Source organism: Streptomyces sp. NPDC016309, assembly GCF_043077235.1.
In the GTDB taxonomy this organism is placed as follows: Bacteria; Actinomycetota; Actinomycetes; order Streptomycetales; family Streptomycetaceae; genus Streptomyces.
Window position 1 is genome coordinate 446,644 of the sequence record NZ_JBIBSG010000006.1, and the last position, 26,264, is coordinate 472,907.

A 26,264-nucleotide genomic window follows, 5' to 3' on the forward strand; every position below is an offset into this window, starting at 1 on the left:
CCCCGCTCGTGGGCATCGTCATGGGCTCCGACTCCGACTGGCCGGTCATGGAGGCCGCGGCCTCCGCGCTCGACGAGTTCGAGATCCCCTACGAGGTCGACGTCGTCTCCGCGCACCGGATGCCGCGCGAGATGATCGCGTACGGGGAGCGCGCCGCCGAGCGCGGCCTCAAGGCGGTCATCGCGGGCGCCGGCGGTGCCGCGCACCTGCCCGGCATGCTGGCCTCCGTCACCCCCCTGCCGGTCATCGGCGTCCCCGTCCCGCTGAAGTACCTGGACGGCATGGACTCCCTCCTGTCGATCGTCCAGATGCCGGCCGGGGTCCCCGTGGCCACCGTCTCGGTCGGCGGCGCGCGCAACGCGGGCCTCCTCGCCGCGCGGATCCTCGCCACCTCCGACCCGGACCTGCTCTCCCGGATGACCGACTTCCAGCAGGAGCTCAACGACCAGGCCACCGAGAAGGGCAAGCGGCTGCGGGCGAAGGTCGAGGGTTCGGCGTCGTTCGGTTTCGCCAAGTGACGCGGCCCGTGGACGAGGCGCGCGAACTGCTCGCCTCGTACCCCGTGGTCGACGGCCACAACGACCTGCCCTGGGCGCTGCGGGAGAACGCCGGCTACGACCTGGACCGCCTCGACGTCGCGGCGGACCAGACCGGCCGGCTCCACACCGACATCCCCCGGCTGCGGGCCGGCGGGGTCGGCGCCCAGTTCTGGTCGGTGTACGTCCGCACCGGCATGGCCGGCGACGACGCGGTCAGCGCGACGCTGGAGCAGATCGACTGCGTCGACCGGCTCCTCGCCCGCCACCCGGCGGACCTGGCGCCCGCGCTGACGGCCGACGACATGGAGGCCGCCCGCGCCTCCGGCCGCATCGCCTCGCTCAAGGGCGCCGAGGGCGGCCACTCCATCAACAACTCGATGGCCACCCTCCGCGCCCTGTACGCGCTGGGCGTCCGCTACATGACGCTCACGCACAACGACAACGTGCCCTGGGCCGACTCCGCCACCGACGCCCCCGGCGTCGGCGGCCTGTCGGCCTTCGGCCACGAGGTCGTCCGGGAGATGAACCGGCTCGGCATGCTGGTGGACCTCTCGCATGTCGCCGACACCACGATGCGCGACGCGCTGGCGACGTCCGAGGCGCCGGTGATCTTCTCCCACTCGTCCTCCCGGGCCGTGTGCGACCACCCGCGCAACATCCCGGACGACGTCCTGGCCCTGCTCCCCGCGAACGGGGGCGTCGCCATGGCCACGTTCGTCCCCAAGTTCGTCCTCCCCGCCGCCGTCGAGTGGACCCGGCGGGCGGACGACAACATGCGGGCGCACGGCTTCCACCACCTGGACACCACACCGGAGGCGATGCGCGTCCACGCGGCCTTCGAGGAGGCCGACCCCCGGCCGGTCGCCACCGTCGCCACGGTCGCGGACCACCTGGACCACATGCGCGAGGTCGCGGGCATCGCGCACGTCGGCATCGGCGGCGACTTCGACGGCACGGCGTTCACGCCGGAGGGCCTGGAGGACGTGGCGGGCTACCCGAACCTGATCGCGGAGCTCCTCACGCGCAAGTGGTCGCGCACCGACATCGCGAAGCTCACATGGGAGAACCCGGTGCGGGCCCTGCGCGACGCGGAGTCCGTCTCCCGCACCCTGTCCCACCGCGCCCCCTCCACCGCCACGCTCCCCACCCCCGACGCCTGACCCCGCGGGCACGCCCCGGTACGGCCCCGCCCCCGGTACGGCCCCGCCCGTGTCCCTGCTGGGCGGCGCCTGCCGGTGGGTGAGGGCGCGTCACCCGAACGCAGTACGTCACCGAGACCGCCGTACCGGCTCGTGCCACCTTGGCCGTACGGAACAACGGCTCGTCGTGACACCCCGGAGCGGAGCTCCCCCATGGCAGACCTTCAGGACCACCCGTACGCGGACTCCTCCGCGATCGGTGAGCTCGACGACCCGCCCGACGGTCTCGCCGAGGCGCCCACCCCGGCCGAGGTCGACCTCGAGCGGGCCCGTGTACTGCTCGCCGCGCAGCTCGTGGTCGACGGCCACAACACGCTCGCGCAGGAGCTGGACCGCACGCACTGGCACGACCTCCAGTACGGCTCGGCGCTCCTCGACACCGACATCCCCCGCATCCGCGCCGGCGGCGTCGGCGCGCAGTTCTGGTCGCTGCACGTGGCGCCGGGCCCGTCGGCCGTGCAGGAGACGCTGGACCGAATAGACGCCGTGTCCACCCTGATCGCGTCGTGCCCCGAGGCCCTGCGGCTCGCGCTGACCGCCGCCGACATGGTCCAGGCCCGCGACTGCGGGCGGATCGCGTCCCTGCTGGGCCCGGTGTCGGGCGCCGCCCTGGGGGACTCGCTGGGCACGCTCCGCGCCTACCACGCGCTCGGCGTGCGGAGCGTGAACATCGCCGGTACGCCGTGGACGGCCGATCCCGACGGGCTGACGCCGTTCGGGGAGGAGGCGGTGCGCGAGATGAACCGCCTCGGTGTCCTGGTGGACCTGTCGGGCGCCTCGGAGGCCACCATGGACCGGGTCCTGGACGTGTCCAAGGCGCCGGTCATCCTGTCCCACTCGGCGGCCCAGGCCCTCACACCGCACACGGCCAACGCCCCCGACGACGTGCTGCGCCGGCTGCGCGCGAACGCCGGTGTGTGCATGGTGAGCTTCGCCCCGGACCAGGTCACCCGCCGGGCCGACCAGCCCGCCACCCTGTGGGACGTGGCCGACCACGTGGAGCACGTGCGGGAGGTCGCCGGACCGGAGAGCGTGGGCCTGTCGGGTTCCTACGGCATGACAACCGACGCCCCGCACACGATCGGCCTGGAAGACGCGTCGTGCTACCCGAACCTGATCGCCGAGCTGCTGCACCGGGACTGGGCCGAGGCCGATGTCGCCGCCCTGACCTGGGGCAACGCGGCCCGTGTCGTACGGGAGGCGGCGAACGCCGCGCAACCGGCGTAGCCCATGGCGGGCCGGCCGCCAGGCCCCGGAACCGTCGGGCCCCGGAACCGTCGGGCCCCGGAACCGTCGGGCCCCGGAACCGTCAGGCCCGGCAGAGGCAGAACGGGTGCCCCGCGGGGTCCGCGTACACCCGGAACCCCCGCTCGCCCCCCTTGTCGTCGACGTCCAGCGGCCGCGCGCCCAGAGCGAGGACCCGCTCGTGCGCGTCGTCCATGTCCTCGACGTCCAGGTCGAGGTGGAGCTGCTGGGCGTTGCGGTCGGCCCGGGGCCACTCGGGCGGGCGCAGGTCCGTCGCCCGCTGGAACGCCAGCCGCTGCCCGTCCGGCAGGTGGAGGTCGATCCAGTGGTCGTCCTCGGTCTGGTCGTCCTTGATCTCGCCGCCGAGGACCGCGGCGTAGAACTCGGCGAGCCGGCGCGGCTCGGGGCAGTCGATCGCGGTGAGCGTGAGCGTCGCAAAAGCCATGGCGCCCGGGTGCCCGTGCGGCGGGCGGCCATGCCTGCCGTGGGGTCCGGCCCGGGGGCGTCCCCCCCATGCCGCCGCAGGGGTCAGGCCCGGGGGCGGCCCATCGCGCGGAAGGTCCAGCCGGCCTCGCGCCAGCGGTCGGCGTCCAGGGCGTTGCGGCCGTCCAGGATGATCCGGGCCGCCGCGGCCTCGCCCAGCTCGGCCGGGTCGAGCTCGCGGAACTCGCGCCACTCGGTGAGGTGCAGCACGACGTCGGCGCCGCGCACCGCCTCCAGGGCGGTGTCGGCGTACCCGAGGGTGGGGAAGATCCGCCGCGCGTTGTCCATGCCCTTGGGGTCGTACACGGTGACCTGGCCGCCCTGGAGGTGGATCTGGCCGGCCACGTTCAGCGCGGGCGAGTCGCGGACGTCGTCGGAGTCGGGCTTGAACGTCGCGCCCAGCACCGCCACCCGCTTGCCCAGGAACGCGCCGTCGCCGAGGGCCTCGCGGGCCATGCCGACCATCTGGCCGCGGCGGCGCATGTTGATGGAGTCGATCTCACGGAGGAAGGTCAGTGCCTGGTCGGCGCCCAGCTCACCGGCCCGGGCCATGAAGGCCCGGATGTCCTTGGGGAGGCAGCCGCCGCCGAAGCCGATGCCGGCCCGCAGGAACTTCGCGCCGATCCGCTCGTCGTGGCCGATGGCCTCGGCGAGCTTCACCACGTCGCCGCCGGCGGCCTCGCAGACCTCGGCCATGGCGTTGATGAAGGAGATCTTGGTCGCCAGGAAGGAGTTCGCGGCGGTCTTCACCAGCTCCGCCGTGGGGAAGTCGGTCACCACGAACGGCGACCCCTCCGCCATCGGTGTGGCGTACACCTCGCGCAGCAGCTTCTCGGCGGCCGCGCTCTCGACCCCGACGACGATCCGGTCCGGGTGCAGGGTGTCGCGGACGGCGAAGCCCTCACGCAGGAACTCGGGGTTCCACGCCAGTTCCGCGTCGGCGCCCACCGGCGCCCGGTCGGCCAGGAGCCGGGCCAGCCGCTCCGCGCTGCCGACCGGCACGGTCGACTTGCCCACCACCAGCGCGGGGCGCCGCAGGTGCGGGGCCAGCGAGCCGAAGGCGGCGTCGACGTACCGCATGTCGCACGCGTAGTCCCCGTGCTTCTGGGGCGTGTTCACGCACACGAAGTGGACGTCGCCGAACTCGCCGACCTCCTCCCAGGAGGTGGTGAAGCGCAGCCGCCCGGTGGATCCCTCGATGCCGGCGACGTGCTTGCGCAGCAGGTCCTCCAGCCCCGGCTCGTACATGGGGACGCGTCCCGCCGAGAGCATCTCGATCTTCTCGGGGACGACGTCCAGACCGAGGACCTCGAAGCCGAGCTCCGCCATGGCCGCCGCATGGGTGGCGCCGAGGTATCCGGTGCCGATCACGGTGATCTTGAGGGCCATACGGTGCTCCATTGACGTACGGGAGGGAGTGCGGGCCCGAGCATAGTCGTGCCCGCGGCCGGGCACGGTTCCCGCAGGACCGGCGCTGTCGTCAAGCTCACGTATGCCTGGCCCGGCCGCTCCCACTAAAATTCGGGTTACTTAACGGTAGTTAGCAGCAGCTCAGGGGAGTGAGAGATAGTGGCGGGAACGCCTGACTTCGATCTGTACCGCCCGTCCGAAGAGCACGACATGCTCCGGGACACCGTCCGCTCGCTCGCCGAGGCCAAGATCGCGCCGTTCGCCGCCGCGGTGGACGAGGAGGCCCGCTTCCCGCAGGAGGCGCTCGACGCGCTCCTCTCCTCCGACCTGCACGCCGTGCACGTCCCCGAGACCTACGGCGGCGCGGGCGCCGACGCCCTCGCGACCGTGATCGTCATCGAGGAGGTCGCCCGCGTCTGCGCCTCGTCCTCGCTGATCCCGGCCGTGAACAAGCTGGGCTCGCTGCCGGTCATCATCTCCGGCTCCGAGGAGCTGAAGAAGAAGTACATGACCCCGCTCGCCAAGGGCGACGGCATGTTCTCGTACTGCCTCTCGGAGCCCGACGCGGGCTCCGACGCCGCCGGCATGAAGACCAAGGCCGTCCGCGACGGCGACTTCTGGGTCCTCAACGGCGTCAAGCGCTGGATCACCAACGCGGGCGTCTCCGAGTTCTACACGGTCATGGCCGTGACCGACCCGTCCAAGCGTTCCAAGGGCATCAGCGCCTTCGTCGTCGAGAAGTCCGACGAGGGCGTCTCCTTCGGCGCGCCGGAGAAGAAGCTCGGCATCAAGGGCTCCCCGACCCGCGAGGTCTACCTCGACAACGTCCGCATCCCCGCCGACCGCATGATCGGCGAGGAGGGCACCGGCTTCGCCACCGCGATGAAGACCCTGGACCACACCCGCATCACCATCGCGGCCCAGGCGCTCGGCATCGCCCAGGGCGCCCTGGACTACGCCAAGGGGTACGTCCAGGAGCGCAAGCAGTTCGGCAAGCCGATCGCCGACTTCCAGGGCGTCCAGTTCATGCTGGCCGACATGGCGATGAAGATCTCCGCCGCCCGCGCCCTCACCTACCAGGCCGCCGCCGCCTCCGAGCGCGGCGACGCCGACCTCACCTACCTGGGCGCCGCCGCGAAGTGCTTCGCCTCGGACATCGCCATGGAGGTCACCACCGACGCGGTGCAGCTCCTCGGCGGTTACGGCTACACCCGCGACTACCCGGTCGAGCGCATGATGCGCGACGCCAAGATCACCCAGATCTACGAGGGCACCAACCAGGTCCAGCGGATCGTGATGGCCCGCAACCTGCCGTAACACCCCCGCACACCGCACGACGGCCCCCGGCGCTCCGCCGGGGGCCGTTGCGGTTAGGCTGCGCTGCCGCACACCAGCACAGCACCAGTGGGAGTCCTCATGAGTGTGGATCGCCAGATCTCCGCACTGCTCAAGCAGATAGCGACCCAGGACGTCGTGGTCGTCACCAACGAGTTCTCCCACGCGGGACGAGCCGCCACGCTCGCGCACGTCGTCGAGCACTACGGCTTCGAGTACGCCGAGACCCGGCGCGAGGGGCACAACAGCCGCACCCTCGCGGTCTACCTGTACCGCGACCCCGCCCCCGAGGCCCGCGCCCGGGAGGCGGCGACCATCGCCGCGCACCCGCGGGCGGGCATGGGCGGTACGGTGCCCGGGCTCCAGCCCGGGACGCTGAAGCCGACCGCCGAGGCGGCGGAGGCGGTCGCCCGGACGAAGGACCGCATCGGGTACGACGTCATGACGCAGATGGCCGGTGCGCGCAAGATGGGCTTCGCCTGGGTGTGCGTGGCCGCCCTGGTGGTGACGCTGCTGATCTGCGGGATGTACGTCGGCGCCCTCGCGGGCGGCGCCGCCCTGGCGGGCCTGCTGGTGGGCGGTGTCAGGATCAGCGAGGCCCGCCGGGAGCGCATCGCCCAGCGCCTCCGCGCGGCCGGCTTCGTACCGGTGCGCGACGAGGACGGCCGCTGCCGCTTCCTCCGCCCCGGCCAGCAGCTCCCCGGTCACACGAACCCCTTCGCCGTCTGACACCCGGGCGCCCGCCGGGTTCGTGGTGGTGGCACCACCACGACAAGCAGGCACTCCCGGGGCGGGGCGGGGCCGGACAGGCTGCTGGCATGACGATCAAGCACCTGGCCGCCGCGACGCTCGCCGCCGCGGCGCTCCTGTCCACGACGGCCCCCGCTCCGGTCCCCGCCGCGCCCGTGGGCACCGCGGCGTACGCCCACGCGCCCGCCCCGGTGCCCCGGGAGATCACCGGACACGCCCGCTCGCTGCACCCGGAGGGCATCGCGTGGGACCCCACCCGCCGGGCCTTCCTGGTGTCGTCCGTGCGGCACGGCACCGTCTCCGTCGTCCGGCCCGACGGGCGTACCAGCACGCTCGTCAGTGACCCGCGCCTGGTCTCCACGTACGGCGTGCACGTGGACGCGGCGCGCGGGCGTCTCCTCGTCGCGTACGCCGATCTCGGGGTCGCCGAGCGGTCGGGTCCCGGCACCGCGCACCGGACCGGTGGGCTCGGGATCTACGACCTGCGCACCGGGCGGCCGCTGCACCTGGTGGACCTCACCGCGCTCTCGCCCCGCCAGCAGCGGTACGCCGTCAATGACGTGGCGGTCGGGCCGGACGGCACCGCGTACGTCTCGGACGTGAGCGGCGACGCCCTCTACCGGGTCGACCGGCACGGCCGCGCCTCCGTGCTGGTCCGGGACGCCCGGCTCACCGACGGCCACGGCACCGGCGTCAACGGGCTCGTCGTCCACCCGGCCGGCCATCTGCTCGCCGTCAACTACGGCGACGGCCGCCTGCTGCGCGTACCCCTGCGCGACCCCCGCCGCCTCGGCGAGGTCGCCCTGCCCGCGCCCCTGTACGGAGGCGACGGGCTCGCCCTGAGGCCGGACGGGGCCCTGGTCGCGGTGACCAACGACCTGGCCAACCCCAGGGGCGCCGACGCCGTCCACGTCCTGCGCTCCGGCGACCACTGGCGCACCGCCCGGGTGGCGGCCGGCGGCCCGTGGCCGGTGCGGGGCCCGTCGACGGTGGCGCACTCGCCGTACGGCGACCACGTGCTGAGCGGGCGCCTGGAGGTGGTGTTCGGGCCGGACGGCCGGACCGCGGACGACTTCGTCGTACGGCGCCGGTGAGACCGGCCGCCGGCCCCGGGGGGCGTGCCCAGCTCGTGTCCGCGAAGTCTCGCCCGCCCTCCGGGCGGACGCCGTACTTCGCGGACACCCCCTAGTTGCCGGTGACCGTGACCTTCTCGTCGTTCTGGATCTGCCTCACGAGCTGCTGCACCTTCGTCTTGTCCCAGACGAGGTTGCCGCCGCGGCTGCCGTTGATCGGCATGTTCATCGACACACCGTCGCCGCCGCTGATGCCCTTCATCGCGAAGAACATCTCGCCCAGGTCGAACAGCGACATGTCCTCGTCGACGATCAGCGTGTCCAGCCCGGCGCCCATCATGGGGTAGAGCTTGAAGGGGTTCAGGATCGTCCCCGGCGTCGCCGCCTGGCTGGCGAGCGCGGACAGGAACTTCTGCTGGTTCTTCGTCCGCGCCAGGTCGGACTCGGCGAACGCGTACCGGGTGCGGACGAAGGCGAGGGCCTGCTCGCCGTTGAGGGTCTGCTTGCCGGCCCGGAAGTCGGCCCCGGACTTCTTGTCCTTGAAGCCCTTCTCGATGTTCATCTCCACACCGCCGAGCGAGTCGACGATGTTGGCGAAGCCCGCGAAGCCGATCTCGGCGTAGTGGTCGATGCGCAGCCCGGTGTTGTGCTCGACGGTGCGGACCAGCAGCTCGGGGCCGTCCTCCGCGTACGCGGCGTTCAGCTTCACCCGGCGGCCCTGGGCCGGGAAGGTCTTGCCGGACTCGGAGCCGACGAACTTGGGGATCTCCACGTCGGAGTCGCGGGGCAGCGAGATCATGGTGTTGCCGCTGCCGCAGGCCGCCAGGATCATCATCGAGTCGGTGCGCTTGCCCTCGGCGGAGCCGGTGTGCAGCTTCTTCTTCTCCTCGGCCGTCATGCCCTCACGGCTGTCGGAGCCGACGATCAGGTACGTCGTGCAGTCGCCCTCCTGCGGGCGGTCGATGACCTTGGAGAGGTCGACCTCGCGGCGCATCTTGCCGTCGGCCCAGAAGTACGTGCCGACGCTGGTGCCGAGGACCGCGACCAGCAGCACGATGGAGCCGATCTTGATGCGGCGGCGCCAGTCCGGGGCGGGTCCGGGCGCCCGGACGGAACCCCGGTCCGGGACGAGGGGGCCGCCGCCACGGCCGCCGCCCTGGGGCGTGCCGTAGACCTGCCCGGTGTTGTAGCCGCTGTCGTAGGCGTCGTCGTACCCCTGCGACTGCTGCTGCGGGACCGGCGGGCGCCGCGGCGGCGCGGAGGGGCGCCGGACGTGCCGCATCACCCGGGCGCCCTCGGGCTGGGCGTCGGCGCTGCCACGGCCGTGACGCGCGTTGCGGTCGTCGGACCATCCTTCGGGCCAGTCGTTCATGCGGAACAGTGTGCAGGCCGCCGCCCGGGGCCCGACAGGGTGGGTGGGGAATCGGGCCAGGGCTGTAGCCAAGCTGATGCAAATACGGGGCGGGACGGACTCGGGCATAGGGTGGAGGGCATGACAGATCAGGCCTCCGAGCTGCGGGGAAAGCCGACCGCGGCATCCCGCACCACCCTCAGCCACATCATGACCGGCAGTGACACCAACCTCCTGGGTACCGTGCACGGCGGCGTGATCATGAAGCTGGTGGACGACGCGGCGGGCGCCGTCGCGGGCCGCCATTCCGGCGGTCCCGCCGTGACCGCGTCCATGGACGAGATGGTCTTCCTGGAGCCGGTCCGCGTGGGCGACCTGGTCCATGTGAAGGCGCAGGTGAACTGGACGGGACGGTCCTCCATGGAGGTCGGCGTCCGGGTGCTGGCCGAGCGGTGGAACGAGTCCACGCCGCCCACCCAGGTCGGCTCGGCCTACCTGGTGTTCGCCGCGGTCGACGCGGACGGCAAGCCGAGGCCCGTCCCGCCGGTGGTCCCGGAGACCGAGCGTGACAAGCGCCGCTACCAGGAGGCGCAGATCCGGCGCACGCACCGTCTCGCGCGCCGCCGGGCGATCAAGGAGCTCCGCGAGAAGCGTGCGGCGGAGGGCCTCGACGAGGACTGACCCCGACGCTGCCCGCCCGCGCGCGTGCAGGACACCGCGGGCCAGGCGAGACTTTCCGGACACTCCCTAGGCGCAGATCACCTGGTCACCGGTGACCGCGCCGAACTCGCCCTGGAAGGCGTCCTCCGCCCGGACCGGGAGGACCCCGGTGAAGTTCGCGCCGGCCGTGACCTTGAACACCGGGCCCTGGCCCCACGCCGGCCGCAGCTCGCAGCCCGGCAGCGCGGTGGCCAGGGAGCGGGCCGAGCGGTCCCAGCGGGGGTCGAACCACACGATGGTGCGGGACAGGTTCCGCCGCGGCCAGTTCAGCGCCGCCGCGTTCGTCCGGAAGCCGGTCGCCCGCAGCCCCGCGTCCAGGCGGGCGCCCAGGCCGGGCACCCGGGTGCCGTTGTAGACCTGCACCCGGATCTGCTGGGGCGAGACCTCCACCAGCTTCTTGCGGACGCCGCCGCGTCCCGCGTACGGGGCGAGCGGCTTGTCCGCGCGTACCGCCGCGAACAGCTTCTTCGCCTTCACCGGGTCCCACTTCACGGTGGAGCCGATGCCCTTGACCGGGAAGCTGACGCTGCTGACGGGTACGGAGGTGAATTCCGACGACGCCGCCGTGAAGCCCCGCATCGCCTTCGCCAGGGCCAGCATCTGCTCCGCGCCGAAGCCCTCGTCGGCCCGCACGGAGCTGAGCATGGAGGTGACGACCTGCTGGAACCGCACCGGATTCAGCAGGGTGCCGTTGCTCGTCCCCTGGTCGATGAGGGCCGCCATGAACCGCTGCTGGCGCTGCATGCGCCCCAGGTCGGACGCCCCGTCGACATGGCGGGAGCGCACGTACTGGAGGGCCTGGCCGCCGTCCAGCTTGTGGGTGCCGGCCGCGAGGTCCAGGCCGGTGTACGCGTCCTTCATCGGCTTGGCGGTGCAGATCTCCACGCCCCCGATGGCGTCGACGGTCCGCATGAAGCTGGTGAAGTCCAGCTCCAGGTAGTGGTCGATCTTGACGCCGGTCATGTGCTCGACGGTCCGTACGGTGAGGTTCGGCCCGCCCTCCGCGTAGGCGGCGTTCAGCTTCACCGGGTGCCGGTGGTGGTGCTTGCCGGTGGTGGCGTCGGTGTGGGGCGGAATCTCGGCGTACGAGTCGCGGGGGAGCGACACCATGCTGGCCCGCTTACGGTCGGCGGAGACGTGCAGCAGCATGATCGTGTCGGTGCAGCGGCAGGGCGCGCCGCCGAGCCGGTACTTCTCCTTCTCCCGCGGCGTGATCCTGTCGCGCCCGTCGGTGCCGACCACCAGGATGTTCGTGCCGTGCCCCGGCGCGGGGCGGTTCTTCATGTCCTTGAACGGATCGACCCGGCCGATCTCGGTGTCCAGCCCGGTCACGATGGCGTGCCCGATCCCGCCCGCCGCCAGCACCAGCACCGACAGGGCCGTCGCCGCCCGCGCGCCCCACCGGGTGCGTCCGGGACGTCCCCTCCGCACGGCCGGTGCCGGCGCCTGGGCCCGTCTCGGCCGGCCGGGGGCGGGCGGCCGGGGAGGGGCGGGGCGGCGGGGCGGCGTGGGCACGAAGGACACCTCCGCGGGCGGCTGGGGGAATAGTGAGCACAGTAGGCCCATACGATCAGCGGCCGTCCGCGCCACCCGGGCGGCGCGCATCGCTGTCCCCCGTTCGCGGTAACGTGGCCGGTCGACACTGCCGTCTTCCGGGGGGCGACCCCCGTAACCCCCGAGGAACCATGCCCCAGCCGCTGCCCCCGGTCTCCGTGATCATGCCGGTCCTCAATGAGGAGCGGCACCTGCGCGCCTCGGTCCGTCACATCCTCGAGCAGGAGTACGACGGCGAGATGGAGGTGGTGATCGCCCTCGGCCCGTCCACGGACCGTACGGACGAGATCGCCGCCGAGCTCGTCCGCGAGGACCCCCGTGTCCACACGGTTCCCAACCCCACCGGGCGCACGCCCGCGGCGCTCAACGCCGCGATCAAGGCGTCGCGTCACCCGATAGTGGTACGGGTCGACGGGCACGGCATGCTGTCGCCGAACTACATCGCCACCGCCGTGCGCCTCCTGGAGGAGACGGGCGCCCAGAACGTGGGCGGCGTCATGCACGCCGAGGGCGAGAACGACTGGGAGCACGCGGTCGCCGCCGCGATGACCTCGAAGATCGGCGTCGGCAACGCGGCCTTCCACACCGGTGGTGAGGCGGGCCCGGCCGAGACGGTCTACCTGGGCGTGTTCCGCCGCGAGGCGCTCGAACAGCAGGGCGGCTACAACGAGGAGTTCATCCGCGCCCAGGACTGGGAGCTGAACTTCCGCATCCGCGAGGCGGGCGGCCTGATCTGGTTCTCGCCGGAGCTGCGGGTCCAGTACCGGCCCCGGCCGAGCGTGCGGGCGCTGGCCAAGCAGTACAAGGACTACGGCCGCTGGCGGCACGTGGTCGCCCGCTACCACCAGGGCTCCATCAACCTCCGCTACCTCGCCCCGCCGACCGCCGTCTGCGCCATCGCGGCGGGCCTCGTCGTGGGCGCGACGCTGACCCCGTACGGCTTCGTGGTGCCGGGCGGCTACCTGGCGGCGATCGTCGCCGGCTCGGTCCCGGCCGGCAAGGGCCTGCCGCTCAAGGCGCGGCTCCGGATCCCGCTGGCGCTGGCGACGATGCACATGTCGTGGGGGTACGGCTTCCTCACCAGCCCCCGTTCGCTGGCGAAGAGGGTCATCGCCAGCCGCCGCCCGGCGGTCGTCCGGACGGCGGCGTAGCGCCGGTTCACCAGGTGAAGTTGGGGTCGACCGTCATGCAGCCGGACTGGTCGGCCCTGCTGGTGTTCGACCCGGGTGCCTTCCCGGTGGCCTTGGGCTTCGGGTAGACGTCGCCCTCGCGCCAGTCGGCGCCCACGATCAGGGTGATGCCCTGGACCTCGTCGGACTTCTGCACCGAACCCACGGGGATCCCCAGCGCCTTGGCGACCGCCTGCGCGTCGCCCTCCAGGTCCGCGCTCGGGAACCGGACGACCGTCTTGGCCTGCCGCGGGGCGGCTGTATCGGCCTTGGCCTGGGTGTAGCCCTTGGCGGCCAGCAGCCCGGCGACCGTGGTCGCCCGCCCCTGGGCGGAGCCGTACTGGTCGGTGTAGGTGCCGTTCTGCACCATCACCGCGGTCTCGGCGGGCGCGGCCGCCGCGTCCTTGGAGGCGGCGGGCGTGGCGCGCTTGGAAGGCTTGCCGTCGAGCGGGATGTCCTCGCGGATCATCCGGAACAGTTCCTCGGCCTCACCGGGCGTCGGCTCGACCTTGCCCGCCCGGCGGGTCGAGTAGAAGTTCGGCATGGTCGTCATGGTGATGCGCCCGGTCGGGACGCTGCGGAGTTCCTCGGCCAGGTCGTACAGCTTGCCGATGGTGTCGAGCCCGGTGTCCACGGTGAGCGCGTCGGTGGCCGCCTCCGCGAGCTTGCGCAGCTTGTTCGGGTCGGTGAGCTTGGCGTTCTTGCGCAGCTCGCGGACCATCGAGTTCATGTACATGTGCTGGGCCTTGGCCCGCTCCAGGTCGGTGCCGCCCACCCAGCCGTAGCGGGTGCGCAGCCACTGGAGGGCCTGCTTGCCCTTGACGGGGTGGGTGCCCCTGGGGAGCTTCAGGCCGGAGCCCTTGCCGTCGAAGGTGCGGGACTCGATGTTCTTGTCCACGCAGACGGGCACACCGCCGACCGCGTCGGCCATGGAGACCACACCCGCGAAATCGATCATCATGAAGTGGTCGATGGGGATGCCGGTCAGCTCGACCCACGTGGCCACCGTGCAGCCGGGGCCGCCACGGTCCAGTGACTCGTTGGTCTGGGCGAACTGGCGTTCCTTGTAGACCTTCCCCTTCGCGTCCACGCACTCCGGGATCTTCAGCATGGTGTCGCGGGGCATGCTGACCACGGAGATGTTGCTGCGGTCCGCGGAGAGGTGCACCAGCATCTGTACGTCGGCCAGCGGCGGGCCGTCGAAGGTGTCCCGGCCGCCGCCCAGGTCCTGGTTCTCCTTGGAGTCCCGGGCGTCGGAGCCGATCAGCAGGATGTTCAGCGGTGTCTGGCCCGCGGCGTTGGCCTTGTGCTCGGGCATCCCGTTCTTGCCGAGCGTCAGGTCTTCCTTCTTGATCTTGCTGTTGAGGTGCTCGTAGTAGAGGTACCCGGCGCCGGCCGTGCCCAGTATCAGCAGCGACAGCACCGAGGCGCTCCACCGGAGCACCCGCCGTTTGCCGCTCTTGCCGTTCCCGGAGCGCTTTCCGGCACGGCGGTGCCCGCCGGCGCCGCCGGCGCGGCGACGGCCGTCGCCGGTTCCGCCGGTTCCGCCGGAGGCGTGGTCGGCCGCCCCCGGTTCCGCCGGTCTCGCCGGCTCCTCCGTGTCGCCGCCCGGCGCGTCACCGTGGTGACCGTCCTCCCAGCCGCTCCCACGGGCGTGCGGAACGCGGTCCCGCGTTCCCTCCCCACGCACGCTGCTGTGTCCCACCCCAGGTCCCCCTGTCGTTCAGGAACGCGTCATTCCGCGCATACCTGTTTGTCTGCCACTACCTTCTGCACACCCTCCGGCGCCTTCGCCGGACCGGTGATGGGCACCCCGGCGCCCTTGAAGTCCCCGCCGAGGGTGAGCTTCATCGGCTCCCTCTCCCCGGCGTCCTCCGTTCCCTGCTTCAGCGCCGTCGCGGGCAGACCCATCAGGTCCGCGAGCTTGCGGGCCTGGTCGGCCTGGTTCGGCGCGAACTCCAGGGTCGTCTTCGCGATCTCCCGCGGGGCGTTGCTCTTGTTCGAGGACTTGAGCACGCCCTGCTCGTTCTGGAGCCAGCTGATGGTCGCCTGCGCGCCGCCCGTACGGCCGCTGCCGTTGTACACGTCCACGCGCACCTGGGAGGCCTCCGCCCGCGCGCCCTTGAGCAGCGCGGCCTGGGCGTTCTTGGCGTCCTTCTCCTTCTTCTTCACCTCGGTGAGCGAGATGTCGTTCTGCATCATCGAGAACAGCGGCCGGGCCTTCTCCTCGTTGACCACGACCGTCGCCTTGACCGTCTCGGCCGGGTTGTCGACGACGGGCAGCGTGGTGAAGGTGATGTTCTTGGGATTCACCTTGGCCAGCTCCGAACCGAGGTCCTGGAGCTTCTTGATGCTTCCTATCCCCGTGTCCACGGTCAGTGCTTCCGTGGCGGCCTCCGCGAGGTCGAGCAGCTTCGACGGACTGGTCAGCGTGTCGCTGGACTTCATCTTGCGGATCATCGAACCGAGGAACTGCTGCTGCGTCTTGATGCGGTCCAGGTCGCTCTCGTTGCCGAAGGCGTGCCGGGTGCGGACGAAGGCGAGGGCGTCCTCGCCCTCGATGACGTGCTTGCCCTTGGTGAGCTTCAGCTTCGACTGCTTGTCGTCGACGTTCTTGGCCACGCACACCTCGACGCCGCCGATCGCCGACGTCAGCGTCTTCACCGCGTTGAAGTCGGCCATCATGAAGTGGTCGACGGTCAGCCCGGTGATCTCCTTGACCGTGCGCATGGTGCAGCCGGGGTCGCGTCCGGCCTGCCCGAGGCTGGTGTTGAACCGGACGTTCTGCTCACCGGGGATCACCTCGGTGCCGTCGGCGGTCTTCGTCTCGCAGTCGGGGATGTCGGTCATCAGGTCCCGCGGGATGGACATCGCGGTGGCGTTCGTCCGGTCCTTGGAGACGTGGAAGAGGATCGTGGTGTCGGCGTGGCCCGCGCTGTTCTTGTCGCCGTAGCCCGCGTTGCCGTCGCCGGTCCGCTTGTCGGTGCCGATGACCAGGATGTTGATGGCCTGGTCCTTCTTGAAGCCGCCGCTGCCGGCACCCGCGATGTCGACGGTGCTGATGTTGCCGTTGAGGTGCTCGTAGTAGGCGTACGCGGTGACGGCGAGCGCGACGACCATGCCGGCCGTCACCCCGCTCGTCCACTTCAGCGCCTTCTTCTTGCGGGACTGCTGCGGTTTGCGCTTGCGGCGGCCGGCCGCCTGGGCCGCACCGCCGCCGGGTCCGTCCGGAGCGCCGCCGCTGCGGCGCCTGCGCTGGCCGGGGACACCGGCCGTACGGCTGCCGGGCGTGTCGGCCGCGGGGGTCGCTCTCGGGGAGCCGGCTCTCGGCGAGGGTGTTCTCGACGTGGTGGTGCCACGGCGGCCGGTGGGGCGGGACGACTGCGCCGACGGCGCCGACTGCCCAGCGGAATGGTCCAGTCGCAGTTCGTAGTTACCGGTCTGCGGGTTGAGCACCCACTGGTCGGCGGGGTCGATATCGTCCGCCCGTCCACGGCTGTGCGCGTCCACGGTTGCTTGAGTCCTCCGTCGGTGCCACGCGAGGCGCCTCCCCCCAGGCGCTCGGTTCCACGATCCTCGAGTGCGCGACCTCACGGCCGGGAGCACCGGATCGCGTCACACTATCCGCCCAGTTCAACGTGGGGCGACGCCCGTGACAAATTCCACGCCCCTTACAAGGGGGCAATCCACCCAATCCACATGGAGTGCCACGCGCTCTTTGGGCATCGCTTTACTCGCAGCCACCACCCGCACCGCTACCTGCACGCGCCGGCGGCCGCGTTGGTGCCGGTGAAGGTCGGCGTCACGGAAGGGCTGGCACCCCTCTTGCGCCGGCTCCCCGCCGGCTCCTCTCCGGCGGACTCGTTCTGCCCGTCACCGGGCACGACCACGACCGGCTTGTCGTCCCGCAGCCGCTTGAACAGGCTGTCCGCTCGCGGTTGTACGAGTTCGTCACGATTGGGGTTGTTGCGGTACGGGCGTCGAGGAACGGTCAGGAACTGCACCTTTTCGGTCGGTACGTTGCGCAAGGCGCGGGACAGGTCGTACAGGTCCTTCAACGAGTCCAGGCCCGGATCGGTGGTGACCGCCTTGGTGGCCGCGTCGAGCACCGGGTAGAGGCGTGTGGGGTTCAGCAGCACCCCGTTGCTCTGCACCTTGTTGATGAGCGCCCCCAGGAACTGCTGCTGGCGGCCCATGCGTTCGGTGTCGCTGCCGTTGCCCAGGGACTTGCGGGCCCGTACGTACCCGAGCGCCTGCTCGCCGTTGAGCGTCCGGGCCCCGGCCTTCAGGTGGACGTGCGCGTCCCGGTCGCGGACGGGCCGGGTGACGCAGACCCGCACGCCGCCCACCGCGTCCACCATGTCCTTGAAGCCGCGGAAGTCGATCACCACGTGGTGGTCGATGCGGATCCCGGTGAGCTTCTCCAGCGTACGGACCGTGCAGGCCGTGCCCCCCAGCCCGAACGCCCAGTTGAACTGGGCGAACTGCGGGGCGGTGCGGGTGCCGTCCCGCTTGCGGCAGCTCGGGACGTTCACCATCAGGTCGCGCGGCACCGACACCGCCGTGACGCTCCGCCCGTGGGCGGCCAGGTGCAGCAGGATCGTCGTGTCGGAGCGCTGCACGCCCTTGTCCCGGCCGTACTGGGAGTTGCCGCTCCCGGCGCGGGTGTCCGATCCGATCAGCAGGATGTTCCGCGCGCCCCGCACCAGGGAGTCCGGGCGCTCCCTCGCGTAGCGCTCCAGTTCGGCGGCGGCGGAGGCGTCGGTGGTGATGTTCCGGTCCAGCTTCTTGTACAGCCACCAGCCGGCGCCGGCCGCCACCAGCACGACGAGGGCCCCCGCGAAGGCGACCACCCGCAGACCGTGCCGCCGGAAGCGGGCCACGCGGGAGGCGGAGGCGGACGGCACCCCCGGTGCCGGGGGCGCGGGCGCGGCGGGTCCCGGGGGCGGGGCCCCGGGGGGAGCGGCTGCCGAGGGAGCGGCCTTCGGAGGTGCCGGTTCCGGGGACGCCGTACGCGGGGGCGCGGCCTTCGAGGGACGCGTCCCGTTGTGGACCTGGCCGCCCGAGGGGGGCGGTGTACGGCGCCGGCGCTTCTTGCCGCTCCGGCCGCCGCCCCGGGGCGCCGCGCCGCCGCCACCGGCCGGCCGGTCCGACGGGACGTCACCGGCCGGCCCGCCGGGACCGGACGCCCCTGCTGGGGGGTCCGGCTCCGGGGGCGTACCAGCGCTGTCCGTCACGTCGTCCGTCCGTCCTTCGCACGAGGGGGTGTGCACCGATCATCCATCGCGGACGGCGCCGGAACCCGGGGGACTCGGCGCGCGGTGCGCCGGACGGGTGGACTTCAGACCAGAGTGCTGGTGATCCGCTCGCTCTCGACCCGCTTGGCGAGCCCCTCCGGCGACAGCCGCTCCAGGTTCCGGCACAGCACGACCGACGCGCCGGCCGCCAGCGGCGCGTACAGCCCCGCCGACAGCCCCTCCCAGGTGCCGTACGGCAGCGCCGACAGCAGCCGCGCCCCGCCGGCCAGGCCCAGCCGGACCCCGTCCTCGCGCGCCCGGTCCACCACGTCCGCACCGGACAGCTCCGTACCGCCCACGACGAGCGCCGGGGCGTCCGGGTCCACCGGGACGTACGGCGCGAACACGTCGCCCTGCGTGGGGACCTCCACCGCGTAGTCGTCGTACCCGGCCGGCGGGGCGGGGAAGCGGCGGCCCAGCGGCGCCAGGGACAGCGCCAGGCGCTCACCGCGGCAGGCCAGGCCCTCCTCCAGCCGGTCCGGCCCGGCGACGACGTGGTCGGCGGCGGCGGGGTCGCCGCCGACATCGGCCACCACGCCCACCGAGGCGCAGGCGACCAGCCAGACGGCGGTCTGCCAGTGCGCCGGCAGGAGCAGCGCGACCCGGTCGCCGGGCTCGGCGGACAGGCCGTCCTGGAGGAGGTTGGCCGTCTTGGCCACCCAATTGGCGAAAGTGGCCACCGACAATTCGACGCGCTCACCGGTGGCGTCGTCGTAGTAGGTGACCAAGGGGCGGGCCGGGTCCGCGGCGAGCGCGGATCGCAGCAGGTCGGCGGGGGTACGGTCGCTGGCGTTCACGCGCGCCAGGGTACGCGCGCCGGGCGGGCGGGGTCCGCCGTACCGGTGACGTCCGTCCACCGGTCGGACCGACGGGCCGTCGGTTTCCCGGCGGGCGGTACGCGTCCGCCCTGCCGAGGATCGCCCCATGCGTGCCTACCTTGCATCCTCGATCGGCGTCGCCTGCGCCGCGGCCCTCGTGCTCCCGCTCCCGCTCGCGCTCCCCGCGAGCGCCACCCCCGCCGTGTCCCACGCCCCCGCCGCCCCGGCCCTCCCCGCCGCCCCGGCCTCCGCCTCCGGCGGCGTACCGGTCCCCGGCTCCACCCAGTCGCTGCCGCTCGCGGCGCTCCCCGCCGAGCGGGCGACCGGCGCCGCCCGGAAGGGGCTGACCCGCCGGGACGTACGGCCCTTCTCGCTGATCGGCGTCATCTGGGACGACCCGGACGCCGAGCTGCACGGCTCGGTCCAGGTCCGCACCCGCGCCTCCGGCACCGACAACTGGTCCGGCTGGCAGTCCGTCGAGACCCACAACGACGCCCACGCCGCCGACCCCGGTACGCCCGAACGCGACTCGGGCACCGTCCGCGGCTCCACCGCCCCCCTGTGGGTCGGGGCGTCGGACGGTGTCGAGGTCCGCGTCCGGGCCGAGGCCCCGCGCTCGGGCGCCACCCCCGGGCCCCTGCCGCGCGGGATGCGCATCGAACTGGTCGACCCCGGGGACGAGCCCGCCAGCGAGCCGGCCGGCGAGGACACCGCCCAGGGGCCCGAGGTCCCCGAGGGCACCGACACCGGCACCACCACGTCCGGTCAGGTCCCCGTCCCCGCCGCGGCGCTGACACCCGAGGAGTCGGCCGCCTCCGCGGTCAACGCCGAACTCGTGCCGCTCGGCGCGACCGAGATCCCCGAGCTGACCAAGGAGGAGACGGAGGCCGCGTTCGCCGACCAGTTCGGCGAGGAGGCCGTGGCCGCCAAGCCGCACATCGGCCCCCGGCCCCGCATCGTCACCCGCAAGGGCTGGGGAGCGGACGAGCGGCTGCGCGAACGCAACTTCGTCTACACCAAGTCCGTCCAGGCGGCCTTCGTGCACCACAGCGCCACCGGCAACAACTACTCCTGCAAGCAGGCCCCGTCCGTTCTGCGCAGTATCTACCGCTACCACGTCAAGAGCAGCGGCTGGCGTGACTTCGGCTACAACTTCGCCGTCGACAAGTGCGGAAACATCTACGAAGGGCGTGCGGGAGGCGTGGCCAAGGCGGTGCTGGGCGCCCACACCCGGGGCTTCAACACCAACAGCATGGGCATCGCCGTCCTGGGCACGTACAGTCGGTCCACCCCGCCCGCCGCGGCGGTGACGGCCGTCGCACGGCTGACGGCGTGGAAGCTCGGGCTGTACGGAAAGGATCCGCGGGGGAAGTCCACCCTGACCTCAGGTGGCGGAAACCTGTACAAGAAGGGCACGAAGGTCAGGCTCAACGCCATCTCCGGGCACCGGGACGGCTTTTTGACCGACTGCCCCGGCGAACGGCTCTACGACAGGCTCGGCTCGGCCCGCAACGCGTCGGCCAAGTACCAGGGCCGGTGACGGCGACCGGGACGGCTGTACCGAACGGTCTGCATACACTGTCCGGTCGTATCGGTCATATGACCGATGTGGCCCATCGACCGGACCCAGCAGGAAGCAGAGACGACAGGTGACAGAAGCGATCCTCCTGGTCGGTGGCAAGGGCACCCGGCTGCGTCCGATGACGGTCAACACGCCCAAGCCGATGGTCCCGGCGGCGGGCGTCCCGTTCCTCACGCACCAGTTGGCCCGGGCCCGCGCGGCGGGCGTCGAGCACATCGTGCTGGCGACCTCGTACCTCGCCGAGGTCTTCGAGCCGTACTTCGGCGACGGTTCGTCGCTCGGCCTGCACATCGAGTACGTCACCGAACGCGAGCCGCTCGGCACGGGCGGCGCGATCCGCAACGTCGCCTCACGCCTGCACTCGGGACCGGACGAGCCGGTCCTCATCTTCAACGGGGACATCCTGACCGGCCTGGACATCCGGGCCCTGGTGGCGACCCACGAGACGTCCGGCGCGGACGTCTCCCTCCACCTCACCCGCGTCGAGGACCCGCGCGCCTTCGGACTGGTCCCCACCGACTCCACCGGGCGGGTGACGGCCTTCCTGGAGAAGCCGCAGACGCCCGAGGAGATCGTCACCGACCAGATCAACGCGGGCGCCTACGTCTTCCGACGGTCCGTCATCGACACCATCCCGACGGGCCGCCCGGTCTCGGTCGAGCGGGAGACGTTCCCCGACCTGCTGGCGACCGGCGCCCACCTCCAGGGCATGGTCGACTCCACGTACTGGCTGGACCTCGGCACGCCGCAGGCATTCGTCCGCGGCTCCGCCGACCTCGTCCTCGGCCGCGCCCCGTCCCCCGCGGTCCCGGGCCGCCGCGGCGACCGGCTCGTCCTCGACGGCGCCTCCGTCGCCCAGGACGCCAAACTCACCGGCGGTACGGTCATCGGCGCCGGCGCGACGGTCGGCGAGGGCGCCCGCGTCGACGGCAGCACCGTCCTGGACGGCGCGGTCGTCGAGGCCGGCGCGGTGATCACCGACTCCCTGATCGGCGAGGGCGCCCGGGTCGGCGCCCGCACCGTCCTGCACGGAGCGGTCGTCGGCGACGACGCCCACGTGGGCGCCGACAACGAACTGCGCGACGGCGTCCGCGTGTGGTGCGGCGCCCGGCTGCCGGACGGCGCGGTCCGCTTCTCCTCGGACCAGTAGGGCCGCGCTCCCCGGGTGCCCGGGGGCGGCGCCCCGGGCGGGGGCTTACCCTCGTAGGACCCCGACCGGGGCCGCCCCGACTCCGAGGACCGTACTTCCGTGGCAGGCCGTTACGCCCCGCGCCCGACCCGCACCAGCGTGCGCGGCGGGCACGTCGGCATACCCGCCGCCCGGCAGGCCCCGGCCGCGCCCGTCGCGCCCGCCTCCGCCGCGCCGCGCTCCCGGTCCTGGACGCCCCCGTTCCCCCTGGACCTGGGGCTCGTCCTGGGCCCGCTGCGGCGCGGCCCGGCCGACCCCACGTTCCGTACGGCACCGGACGGCTCCGTCTGGCGCACCAGCCGCACCCCGGCCGGCCCCGGCACCCTGCGGGTCACCGCGCGGGGCGGCACCGTCGAGGCCCAGGCATGGGGCGCGGGCGCGGAGTGGCTCCTGGACCGGCTCCCGGCGCTCCTCGGCGCGGAGGACGACCCGTCCGCGTTCACCCCGCGCCACCGGCTGCTGGCCGTCACCGAGCGGCGCCGCCCGGGTCTGCGGCTGACCCGCACCGGGCTGGTCATGGAGTCGCTGATCCCCTCGATCCTGGAGCAGAAGGTCACCACGGACGAGGCGTACCGGGCCTGGCGCCTGCTGGTACGGAAGTTCGGCGAGCCGGCCCCCGGCCCGGACGAGCGCCTGTACGTCATGCCGGAGCCGCGCACCTGGGCGCTCATCCCGTCCTGGGAGTGGCACCGCGCGGGCGTGGACTCCAAGCGCTCCGACACGGTCGTGCGCGCCGTCCGGGTGGCCCGCCGCCTGGAGGAGACGGCCGCCATGGAGCCCGAGCCGGCCCGCCGGCGCCTGGAGCTGATCCCGGGCATCGGCCCCTGGACGTCCGCCGAGACGGTCCAGCGCAGCAACGGCGCCCCCGACGCGGTGACCACCGGCGACTACCACCTGCCGAGCATCGTCGGCCACGCCCTGGCCGGCCGCCGGGACGCGGACGACGACGAGATGCTGGAGCTCCTCGCCCCGTACGCGGGCCAGCGCCACCGTGCCGCCCGCCTCGTCCTCCTCAGCGGCCGCACCCCGCCCCGCCACGGCCCCCGGTTCACCCCCGGCAACATCGCGGCGCTCTGACCGGGCGGGGTCGCCGTGGGATCCGCTCCGTGGCGGAGCCCGCCACCCCGCGGCGCCGCCGTACCGTCGCCACCGCCCGTACGCCCTCGTACCGCCGGACGCCCCGTACCGCCCCCGCCGGGGCGACGTCACCGCACCTCGACGAACCCGTTCGCCTCCCTCGCCGCCCGCGGCGCGGGCACTCCGGCCGGGCGCCCCACCGCCACCGCGCCCATCGGGTCCCAGTGGTCCGGCAGGTCCAGCACCTCACGGACGACGTCCCGGCAGAACATCGTCGACGACACCCACGCCGACCCCAGCCGCTCACCCGCGAGCGCGACCAGGAAGTTCTGTACGCCGGCCCCGGCCGCGACCACGAACATCTCCCGCTCCGCCCCGTCGCGCCGGGCGTCCCCGTACCGGTGGGAGCCGTCCATCACCAGGCAGGGCACCACCAGGTAGGGCGCCCGCCGCAGCACGTCCCCGCGGCGCACCCGCCGCGCGATTGCGTTCTCGTCGAGACCGTCGGCCCGCAGGTCGGCCACCCACGCGTCCCGCATGGCGTCCAGCAGCCGCACCCGCGACGCGGCCGACTCCAGCAGCACGAACCGCCACGGTGTGGTGTGGTGCGGCGCGGGCGCCGTCAGGGCCGCGGCCACGGCCCGCCGCACCGCACCGGGGTCCACGGGGTCGTCCGTGAAGTCCCGTACCGTGCGCCGCTGCGTCACCGCCTCCCGCACCGCCTCCGACGTACCGAGCCGGAACATGTCGTCCGCCGCGTCCCGCACCAGCGCCCGCGCGCCCTCCGCCCCGTCCTGGACGAGGTGCGCGAGGCCCCGCACCACCGCGACGGGCAGCCCCGCCGCCTTGCCCTTCACCAGGTCCCCGGCCGCCGCGAGCTCGTCCGCCCCGGCGACCACCGTCGCCACCAGCGGGTTGCCGTACGCGTCGGTGCCGCCGCGCAGGTCGTCCAGCACCCGCACCCCGGCCGCGCCGATGGCCATGTCGGTGACCCCACTGCGCCAGGGACGCCCGGAGGTGTCCGTGACGACGACGCCGACGTCCACGCCGAGAGCGTCCCGCAGCCCGTCGCGGATCGCCCCCGCGGACGCGTCCGGGTCCTCCGGCAGCAACAGCACCGTCCCCTTGGGGGTGTTGGACGCGTCGACCCCGGCGGCGGCCATGACCAGGCCCTGCCGGTTCTCGACGATGCGGAGCGGGCCGCGCCGGGCCACCACCCGTACCGTCTCGGCGTCGATCGCCGCCTCGCGGTCGTCCGCCGCGACGACCCGCCCCTCCGCCTTGCTGACGATCTTGGACGTGACGAGCAGCACGTCGCCGTCGGCCAGTCCCGGCCCGCCGGTGCTGACGCCGGTGGCGACGGCGGCGGCGATCAGCTTGGCGAGGTCGTCCCCGGGCCGCACCTCCGGCAGTCCCGGCAGCGCCCACACCCGGTACGACGGGGTCGTCACGCGCGGACCTCCTCGGCGAGGGCCAGCGCCTCGCGCGCCATCGCCGCCGTGGCGTCCACGTCGGTCATCATCAGCGGCACCGCACGGCACCGGATCCCCGCCGCCTCGACCTCGGCGACCGTGCCCGCGTCCACCGTGTCGACGAGCCAGCCGTCGAGCAGCCCGGAGCCGTAGTGCCGGGCGACCGCCGCGGCCGTGGCCTCGACGCCCACCGCGGCGAGCACCTTGTCGGCCATGCCGCGCACCGGCGCGTCCCCGACGATGGGGGACAGGCCCACCACCGGTACGCCGGCGTCGGCGATCGCCTCGCGGATGCCGGGCACGGCGAGGATGGTCCCGATGGACACCACGGGGTTGGACGGCGGGAAGAGCACGACGTCGGCCTCGCCGATGGCCTCCAGCACCCCGGGCGCGGGCGTGGCCTGCTCGGCGCCGACCGGCACCACGGCCTGCGCGTCCACGGAGGCGCGCAGCTTCACCCAGTACTCCTGGAAGTGGATGGCCCGGCGCTCGCCGTCGAGCTCGACGGCGACATGGGTCTCCACCCGGTCGTCGGACATCGGCAGCAGCCGCACGCCCGGCTTCCAGCGGGCGCACAGCGCCTCGGTGACGGCGCTCAGCGGGTAGCCGGCGCCGAGCATCTGGGTACGGACGATGTGGGTGGCGAAGTCCCGGTCGCCGAGGCCGAACCACTCGGGCCCGACGCCGTACGCCGCGAGCTCGCCCTTGACGTGGAACGTCTCGTCCGCCCGCCCCCAGCCCTGCTCCTCGTCGATGCCCCCGCCCAGGGTGTACATCACGGTGTCGAGGTCGGGGCAGACCTTCAGCCCGAACAGATGGATGTCATCACCGGTGTTGCCGATGACCGTGATGTCCGCGTCGGGCGCGGCCTGCTTGAGGCCGCGCAGAAAACGGGCACCGCCGATGCCGCCGGCCAGAACCACAATGCGCATGGGCACAGTCTGTCAGCCGGACGCCGATCGCTCGGAGCGGGTCAGGCGGTGACGGCGTCCCGCGGCTCCGGGGTGGAGCAGGTGGCGGGGTGCATCGGCATGTCGGTGAGGCCCGGGTAGTAGACGTGCAGGCTGACGGCCGGTTCGAGTGAGTCGTTGACCACGTCGTGCGCGTATCCCGGTGCGAAGACGCGCTGCGCGCCGGCGGTGAGCAGACGCGTGCCCTTTTCCGTACGTTCCGTCAGCTCGCCCTCGAGGACGGTCAGTACGCCGGAGGACTCGCCGTGATCATGCATACCTGCGCCCTGACCGGGCACCCAGGACAGCAGCCAGACCTCATAGCCGGGTCCGGTGTGCAGCCGGTGGTACCAGCGGGTGGTGGCGTCGTACTCGACGAGGTGGGCCCACTGCGACCGATCGGCGGCGATGGCGCGGGCCAGGCCGACGAACTCGGCCACGGTGGAGGGGTGCTCCTTGGCGGGCTGGAGAAGGTGCTGTACGGCGAGGATGTCGCCGGCGATCTGGAGGTCGCTGTCGCTGTTCATGGTGCGGGGGTTCCTCGGGAGAAACGGGTCCGGAGGCCGGAAGCGGTACACGCGGAAAAGGCGGGAGACAGACGCGGGGCGGGGCGCTGGAGCGCTACGGCATCAACAGCTGGAACAGCGACAGCGACAGAGCGGCTGGAGAGCCGGGGCAGCGCTGCGGGACCCGCGGACGCGGGTCGTGAGGGGCGCTGTGGTCGCTGGCATGCAATCAAAGGTGACCGGCTCGATAACGTCTGTCAACCCAATGCCCGATTTGGCGGCAATGTTTCACCTCATCCGGTTACTCCGTCCGGAGAAAGGTTTGTGCTGGGAGAGGCCGGGACACATGCCGCAGCAACCACCCGCGCAAACGTCGTCGTGCTCCCGTGACCTGACTGTGATCCGGGTCGCTTCGCCGGCTCGACCGCAACAAGATCGAATCGGCGAACGTCCTCCCTTGGTGAGGTGGTGAAAGGGAGGTTGCGGGCGGGGCAGCGGCTTGTGTCTCATTTTTGCTGATTTGAACACTTTCCGCATAGCCTTGG

General features: G+C 72.8%; 22 protein-coding genes. 11 read left to right on the top strand and 11 right to left on the bottom strand.

What is annotated here, in order from left to right; all coding sequences use genetic code 11:
• The first annotated feature begins 20 nt into the window (after positions 1 to 20).
• The 3 genes from purE (at position 21) to ACF068_RS18380 (ending at position 2,965) form a co-directional block, all read left to right on the top strand.
• Positions 21 to 518 (top strand): 5-(carboxyamino)imidazole ribonucleotide mutase, encoded by a 498-nt coding sequence (gene purE / locus ACF068_RS18370; protein ID WP_392275324.1) that lies wholly within the window; start codon positions 21 to 23, stop codon positions 516 to 518.
• Positions 515 to 1,699 carry a dipeptidase gene (locus ACF068_RS18375; RefSeq protein WP_392275266.1) on the top strand — a complete coding sequence of 395 codons (1,185 nt, stop codon included), beginning with the start codon at positions 515 to 517 and terminating at the stop codon, positions 1,697 to 1,699. The genes purE and ACF068_RS18375 overlap by 4 nt, the downstream gene beginning before the upstream one ends.
• A gap of 192 nt (positions 1,700 to 1,891) precedes the next feature.
• The gene (locus tag ACF068_RS18380; protein WP_392275267.1) at positions 1,892 to 2,965 is read left to right on the top strand and encodes a dipeptidase; all 1,074 of its coding nucleotides are present in this window, start codon (positions 1,892 to 1,894) and stop codon (positions 2,963 to 2,965) included.
• An 82-nt stretch (positions 2,966 to 3,047) separates the two neighbouring features.
• Here the strand turns inward: ACF068_RS18380 and ACF068_RS18385 are convergent, their stop codons facing one another.
• Both ACF068_RS18385 and ACF068_RS18390 read right to left on the bottom strand, forming a co-directional pair.
• A complete protein-coding gene (locus tag ACF068_RS18385; RefSeq protein ID WP_392275268.1) occupies positions 3,048 to 3,428 on the bottom strand; it encodes a VOC family protein in 381 nt (126 codons plus the stop codon).
• A gap of 83 nt (positions 3,429 to 3,511) precedes the next feature.
• Complete coding sequence (locus tag ACF068_RS18390; RefSeq protein ID WP_392275269.1) at positions 3,512 to 4,855, bottom strand: UDP-glucose dehydrogenase family protein; 1,344 nt, start codon at positions 4,853 to 4,855, stop codon at positions 3,512 to 3,514.
• 180 nt (positions 4,856 to 5,035) lie between these two features.
• Between ACF068_RS18390 and ACF068_RS18395 the strand changes: the two genes are divergently transcribed.
• The 3 genes from ACF068_RS18395 to ACF068_RS18405 all read left to right on the top strand — a co-directional run bounded on the left by ACF068_RS18395 (position 5,036) and on the right by ACF068_RS18405 (position 8,055).
• Entirely contained in the window at positions 5,036 to 6,193 is a 1,158-nt protein-coding gene (locus ACF068_RS18395) for an acyl-CoA dehydrogenase (protein WP_392275270.1), read from the top strand.
• Between the two features lie 99 nt (positions 6,194 to 6,292).
• Positions 6,293 to 6,940: a hypothetical protein gene (locus ACF068_RS18400; RefSeq protein ID WP_392275271.1), complete on the top strand. Its 648-nt coding sequence runs from the start codon at positions 6,293 to 6,295 to the stop codon at positions 6,938 to 6,940.
• Between the two features lie 89 nt (positions 6,941 to 7,029).
• Positions 7,030 to 8,055, top strand: coding sequence for an SMP-30/gluconolactonase/LRE family protein (locus ACF068_RS18405; protein WP_392275272.1), 1,026 nt, complete (start codon positions 7,030 to 7,032; stop codon positions 8,053 to 8,055).
• Positions 8,056 to 8,146: 91 nt separating this feature from the next.
• On the opposite strand, the gene ACF068_RS18410 is transcribed toward ACF068_RS18405, so the two are convergent.
• Entirely contained in the window at positions 8,147 to 9,406 is a 1,260-nt protein-coding gene (locus ACF068_RS18410; RefSeq protein ID WP_392275273.1) for an LCP family protein, read from the bottom strand.
• 120 nt (positions 9,407 to 9,526) lie between these two features.
• On the opposite strand from ACF068_RS18410, the gene ACF068_RS18415 reads away from it, so the two are divergent.
• Positions 9,527 to 10,066: an acyl-CoA thioesterase gene (locus tag ACF068_RS18415; protein ID WP_156694013.1), complete on the top strand. Its 540-nt coding sequence runs from the start codon at positions 9,527 to 9,529 to the stop codon at positions 10,064 to 10,066.
• 66 nt (positions 10,067 to 10,132) lie between these two features.
• Here ACF068_RS18415 and ACF068_RS18420 read toward each other — a convergent pair whose 3' ends face one another.
• On the bottom strand, positions 10,133 to 11,671 hold the full coding sequence (locus ACF068_RS18420; RefSeq protein ID WP_392275274.1) for an LCP family protein: 1,539 nt from the start codon (positions 11,669 to 11,671) through the stop codon (positions 10,133 to 10,135).
• A gap of 119 nt (positions 11,672 to 11,790) precedes the next feature.
• Here ACF068_RS18420 and ACF068_RS18425 point away from each other — a divergent pair, with 119 nt between their 5' ends.
• Positions 11,791 to 12,810, top strand: a complete 1,020-nt coding sequence (locus tag ACF068_RS18425; protein ID WP_392275275.1) for a glycosyltransferase family 2 protein — start codon at positions 11,791 to 11,793, stop codon at positions 12,808 to 12,810.
• A 7-nt stretch (positions 12,811 to 12,817) separates the two neighbouring features.
• On the opposite strand, the gene ACF068_RS18430 is transcribed toward ACF068_RS18425, so the two are convergent.
• From ACF068_RS18430 to ACF068_RS18445, 4 genes are all read right to left on the bottom strand, one after another.
• A complete protein-coding gene (locus ACF068_RS18430; RefSeq protein ID WP_392275276.1) occupies positions 12,818 to 14,533 on the bottom strand; it encodes an LCP family protein in 1,716 nt (571 codons plus the stop codon).
• Between the two features lie 29 nt (positions 14,534 to 14,562).
• A complete protein-coding gene (locus tag ACF068_RS18435; RefSeq protein WP_392275277.1) occupies positions 14,563 to 16,338 on the bottom strand; it encodes an LCP family protein in 1,776 nt (591 codons plus the stop codon).
• Between the two features lie 245 nt (positions 16,339 to 16,583).
• Positions 16,584 to 17,711 carry an LCP family protein gene (locus ACF068_RS18440; RefSeq protein ID WP_392275278.1) on the bottom strand — a complete coding sequence of 376 codons (1,128 nt, stop codon included), beginning with the start codon at positions 17,709 to 17,711 and terminating at the stop codon, positions 16,584 to 16,586.
• 458 nt (positions 17,712 to 18,169) lie between these two features.
• The gene (locus tag ACF068_RS18445) at positions 18,170 to 18,922 is read right to left on the bottom strand and encodes a TIGR03089 family protein (RefSeq protein ID WP_392275279.1); all 753 of its coding nucleotides are present in this window, start codon (positions 18,920 to 18,922) and stop codon (positions 18,170 to 18,172) included.
• A 127-nt stretch (positions 18,923 to 19,049) separates the two neighbouring features.
• Here ACF068_RS18445 and ACF068_RS18450 point away from each other — a divergent pair, with 127 nt between their 5' ends.
• The 3 genes from ACF068_RS18450 to ACF068_RS18460 all read left to right on the top strand — a co-directional run bounded on the left by ACF068_RS18450 (position 19,050) and on the right by ACF068_RS18460 (position 22,791).
• Positions 19,050 to 20,483 carry an N-acetylmuramoyl-L-alanine amidase gene (locus tag ACF068_RS18450; protein ID WP_392275280.1) on the top strand — a complete coding sequence of 478 codons (1,434 nt, stop codon included), beginning with the start codon at positions 19,050 to 19,052 and terminating at the stop codon, positions 20,481 to 20,483.
• A 109-nt stretch (positions 20,484 to 20,592) separates the two neighbouring features.
• A complete protein-coding gene (locus tag ACF068_RS18455; protein ID WP_392275281.1) occupies positions 20,593 to 21,675 on the top strand; it encodes a sugar phosphate nucleotidyltransferase in 1,083 nt (360 codons plus the stop codon).
• 99 nt (positions 21,676 to 21,774) lie between these two features.
• Positions 21,775 to 22,791 carry a DNA-3-methyladenine glycosylase family protein gene (locus ACF068_RS18460; protein ID WP_392275282.1) on the top strand — a complete coding sequence of 339 codons (1,017 nt, stop codon included), beginning with the start codon at positions 21,775 to 21,777 and terminating at the stop codon, positions 22,789 to 22,791.
• 128 nt (positions 22,792 to 22,919) lie between these two features.
• On the opposite strand, the gene ACF068_RS18465 is transcribed toward ACF068_RS18460, so the two are convergent.
• From ACF068_RS18465 to ACF068_RS18475, 3 genes are read right to left on the bottom strand one after another with little or no spacing between them, the layout of a single operon-like run.
• On the bottom strand, positions 22,920 to 24,242 hold the full coding sequence (locus tag ACF068_RS18465; protein WP_392275283.1) for a coenzyme F420-0:L-glutamate ligase: 1,323 nt from the start codon (positions 24,240 to 24,242) through the stop codon (positions 22,920 to 22,922).
• Complete coding sequence (gene cofD, locus ACF068_RS18470; RefSeq protein WP_392275284.1) at positions 24,239 to 25,195, bottom strand: 2-phospho-L-lactate transferase; 957 nt, start codon at positions 25,193 to 25,195, stop codon at positions 24,239 to 24,241. The genes ACF068_RS18465 and cofD overlap by 4 nt, the downstream gene beginning before the upstream one ends.
• Before the next feature lie 41 nt (positions 25,196 to 25,236).
• Entirely contained in the window at positions 25,237 to 25,740 is a 504-nt protein-coding gene (locus tag ACF068_RS18475; protein ID WP_392275285.1) for a cysteine dioxygenase, read from the bottom strand.
• Between the last annotated feature and the right edge of the window lie 524 nt (positions 25,741 to 26,264).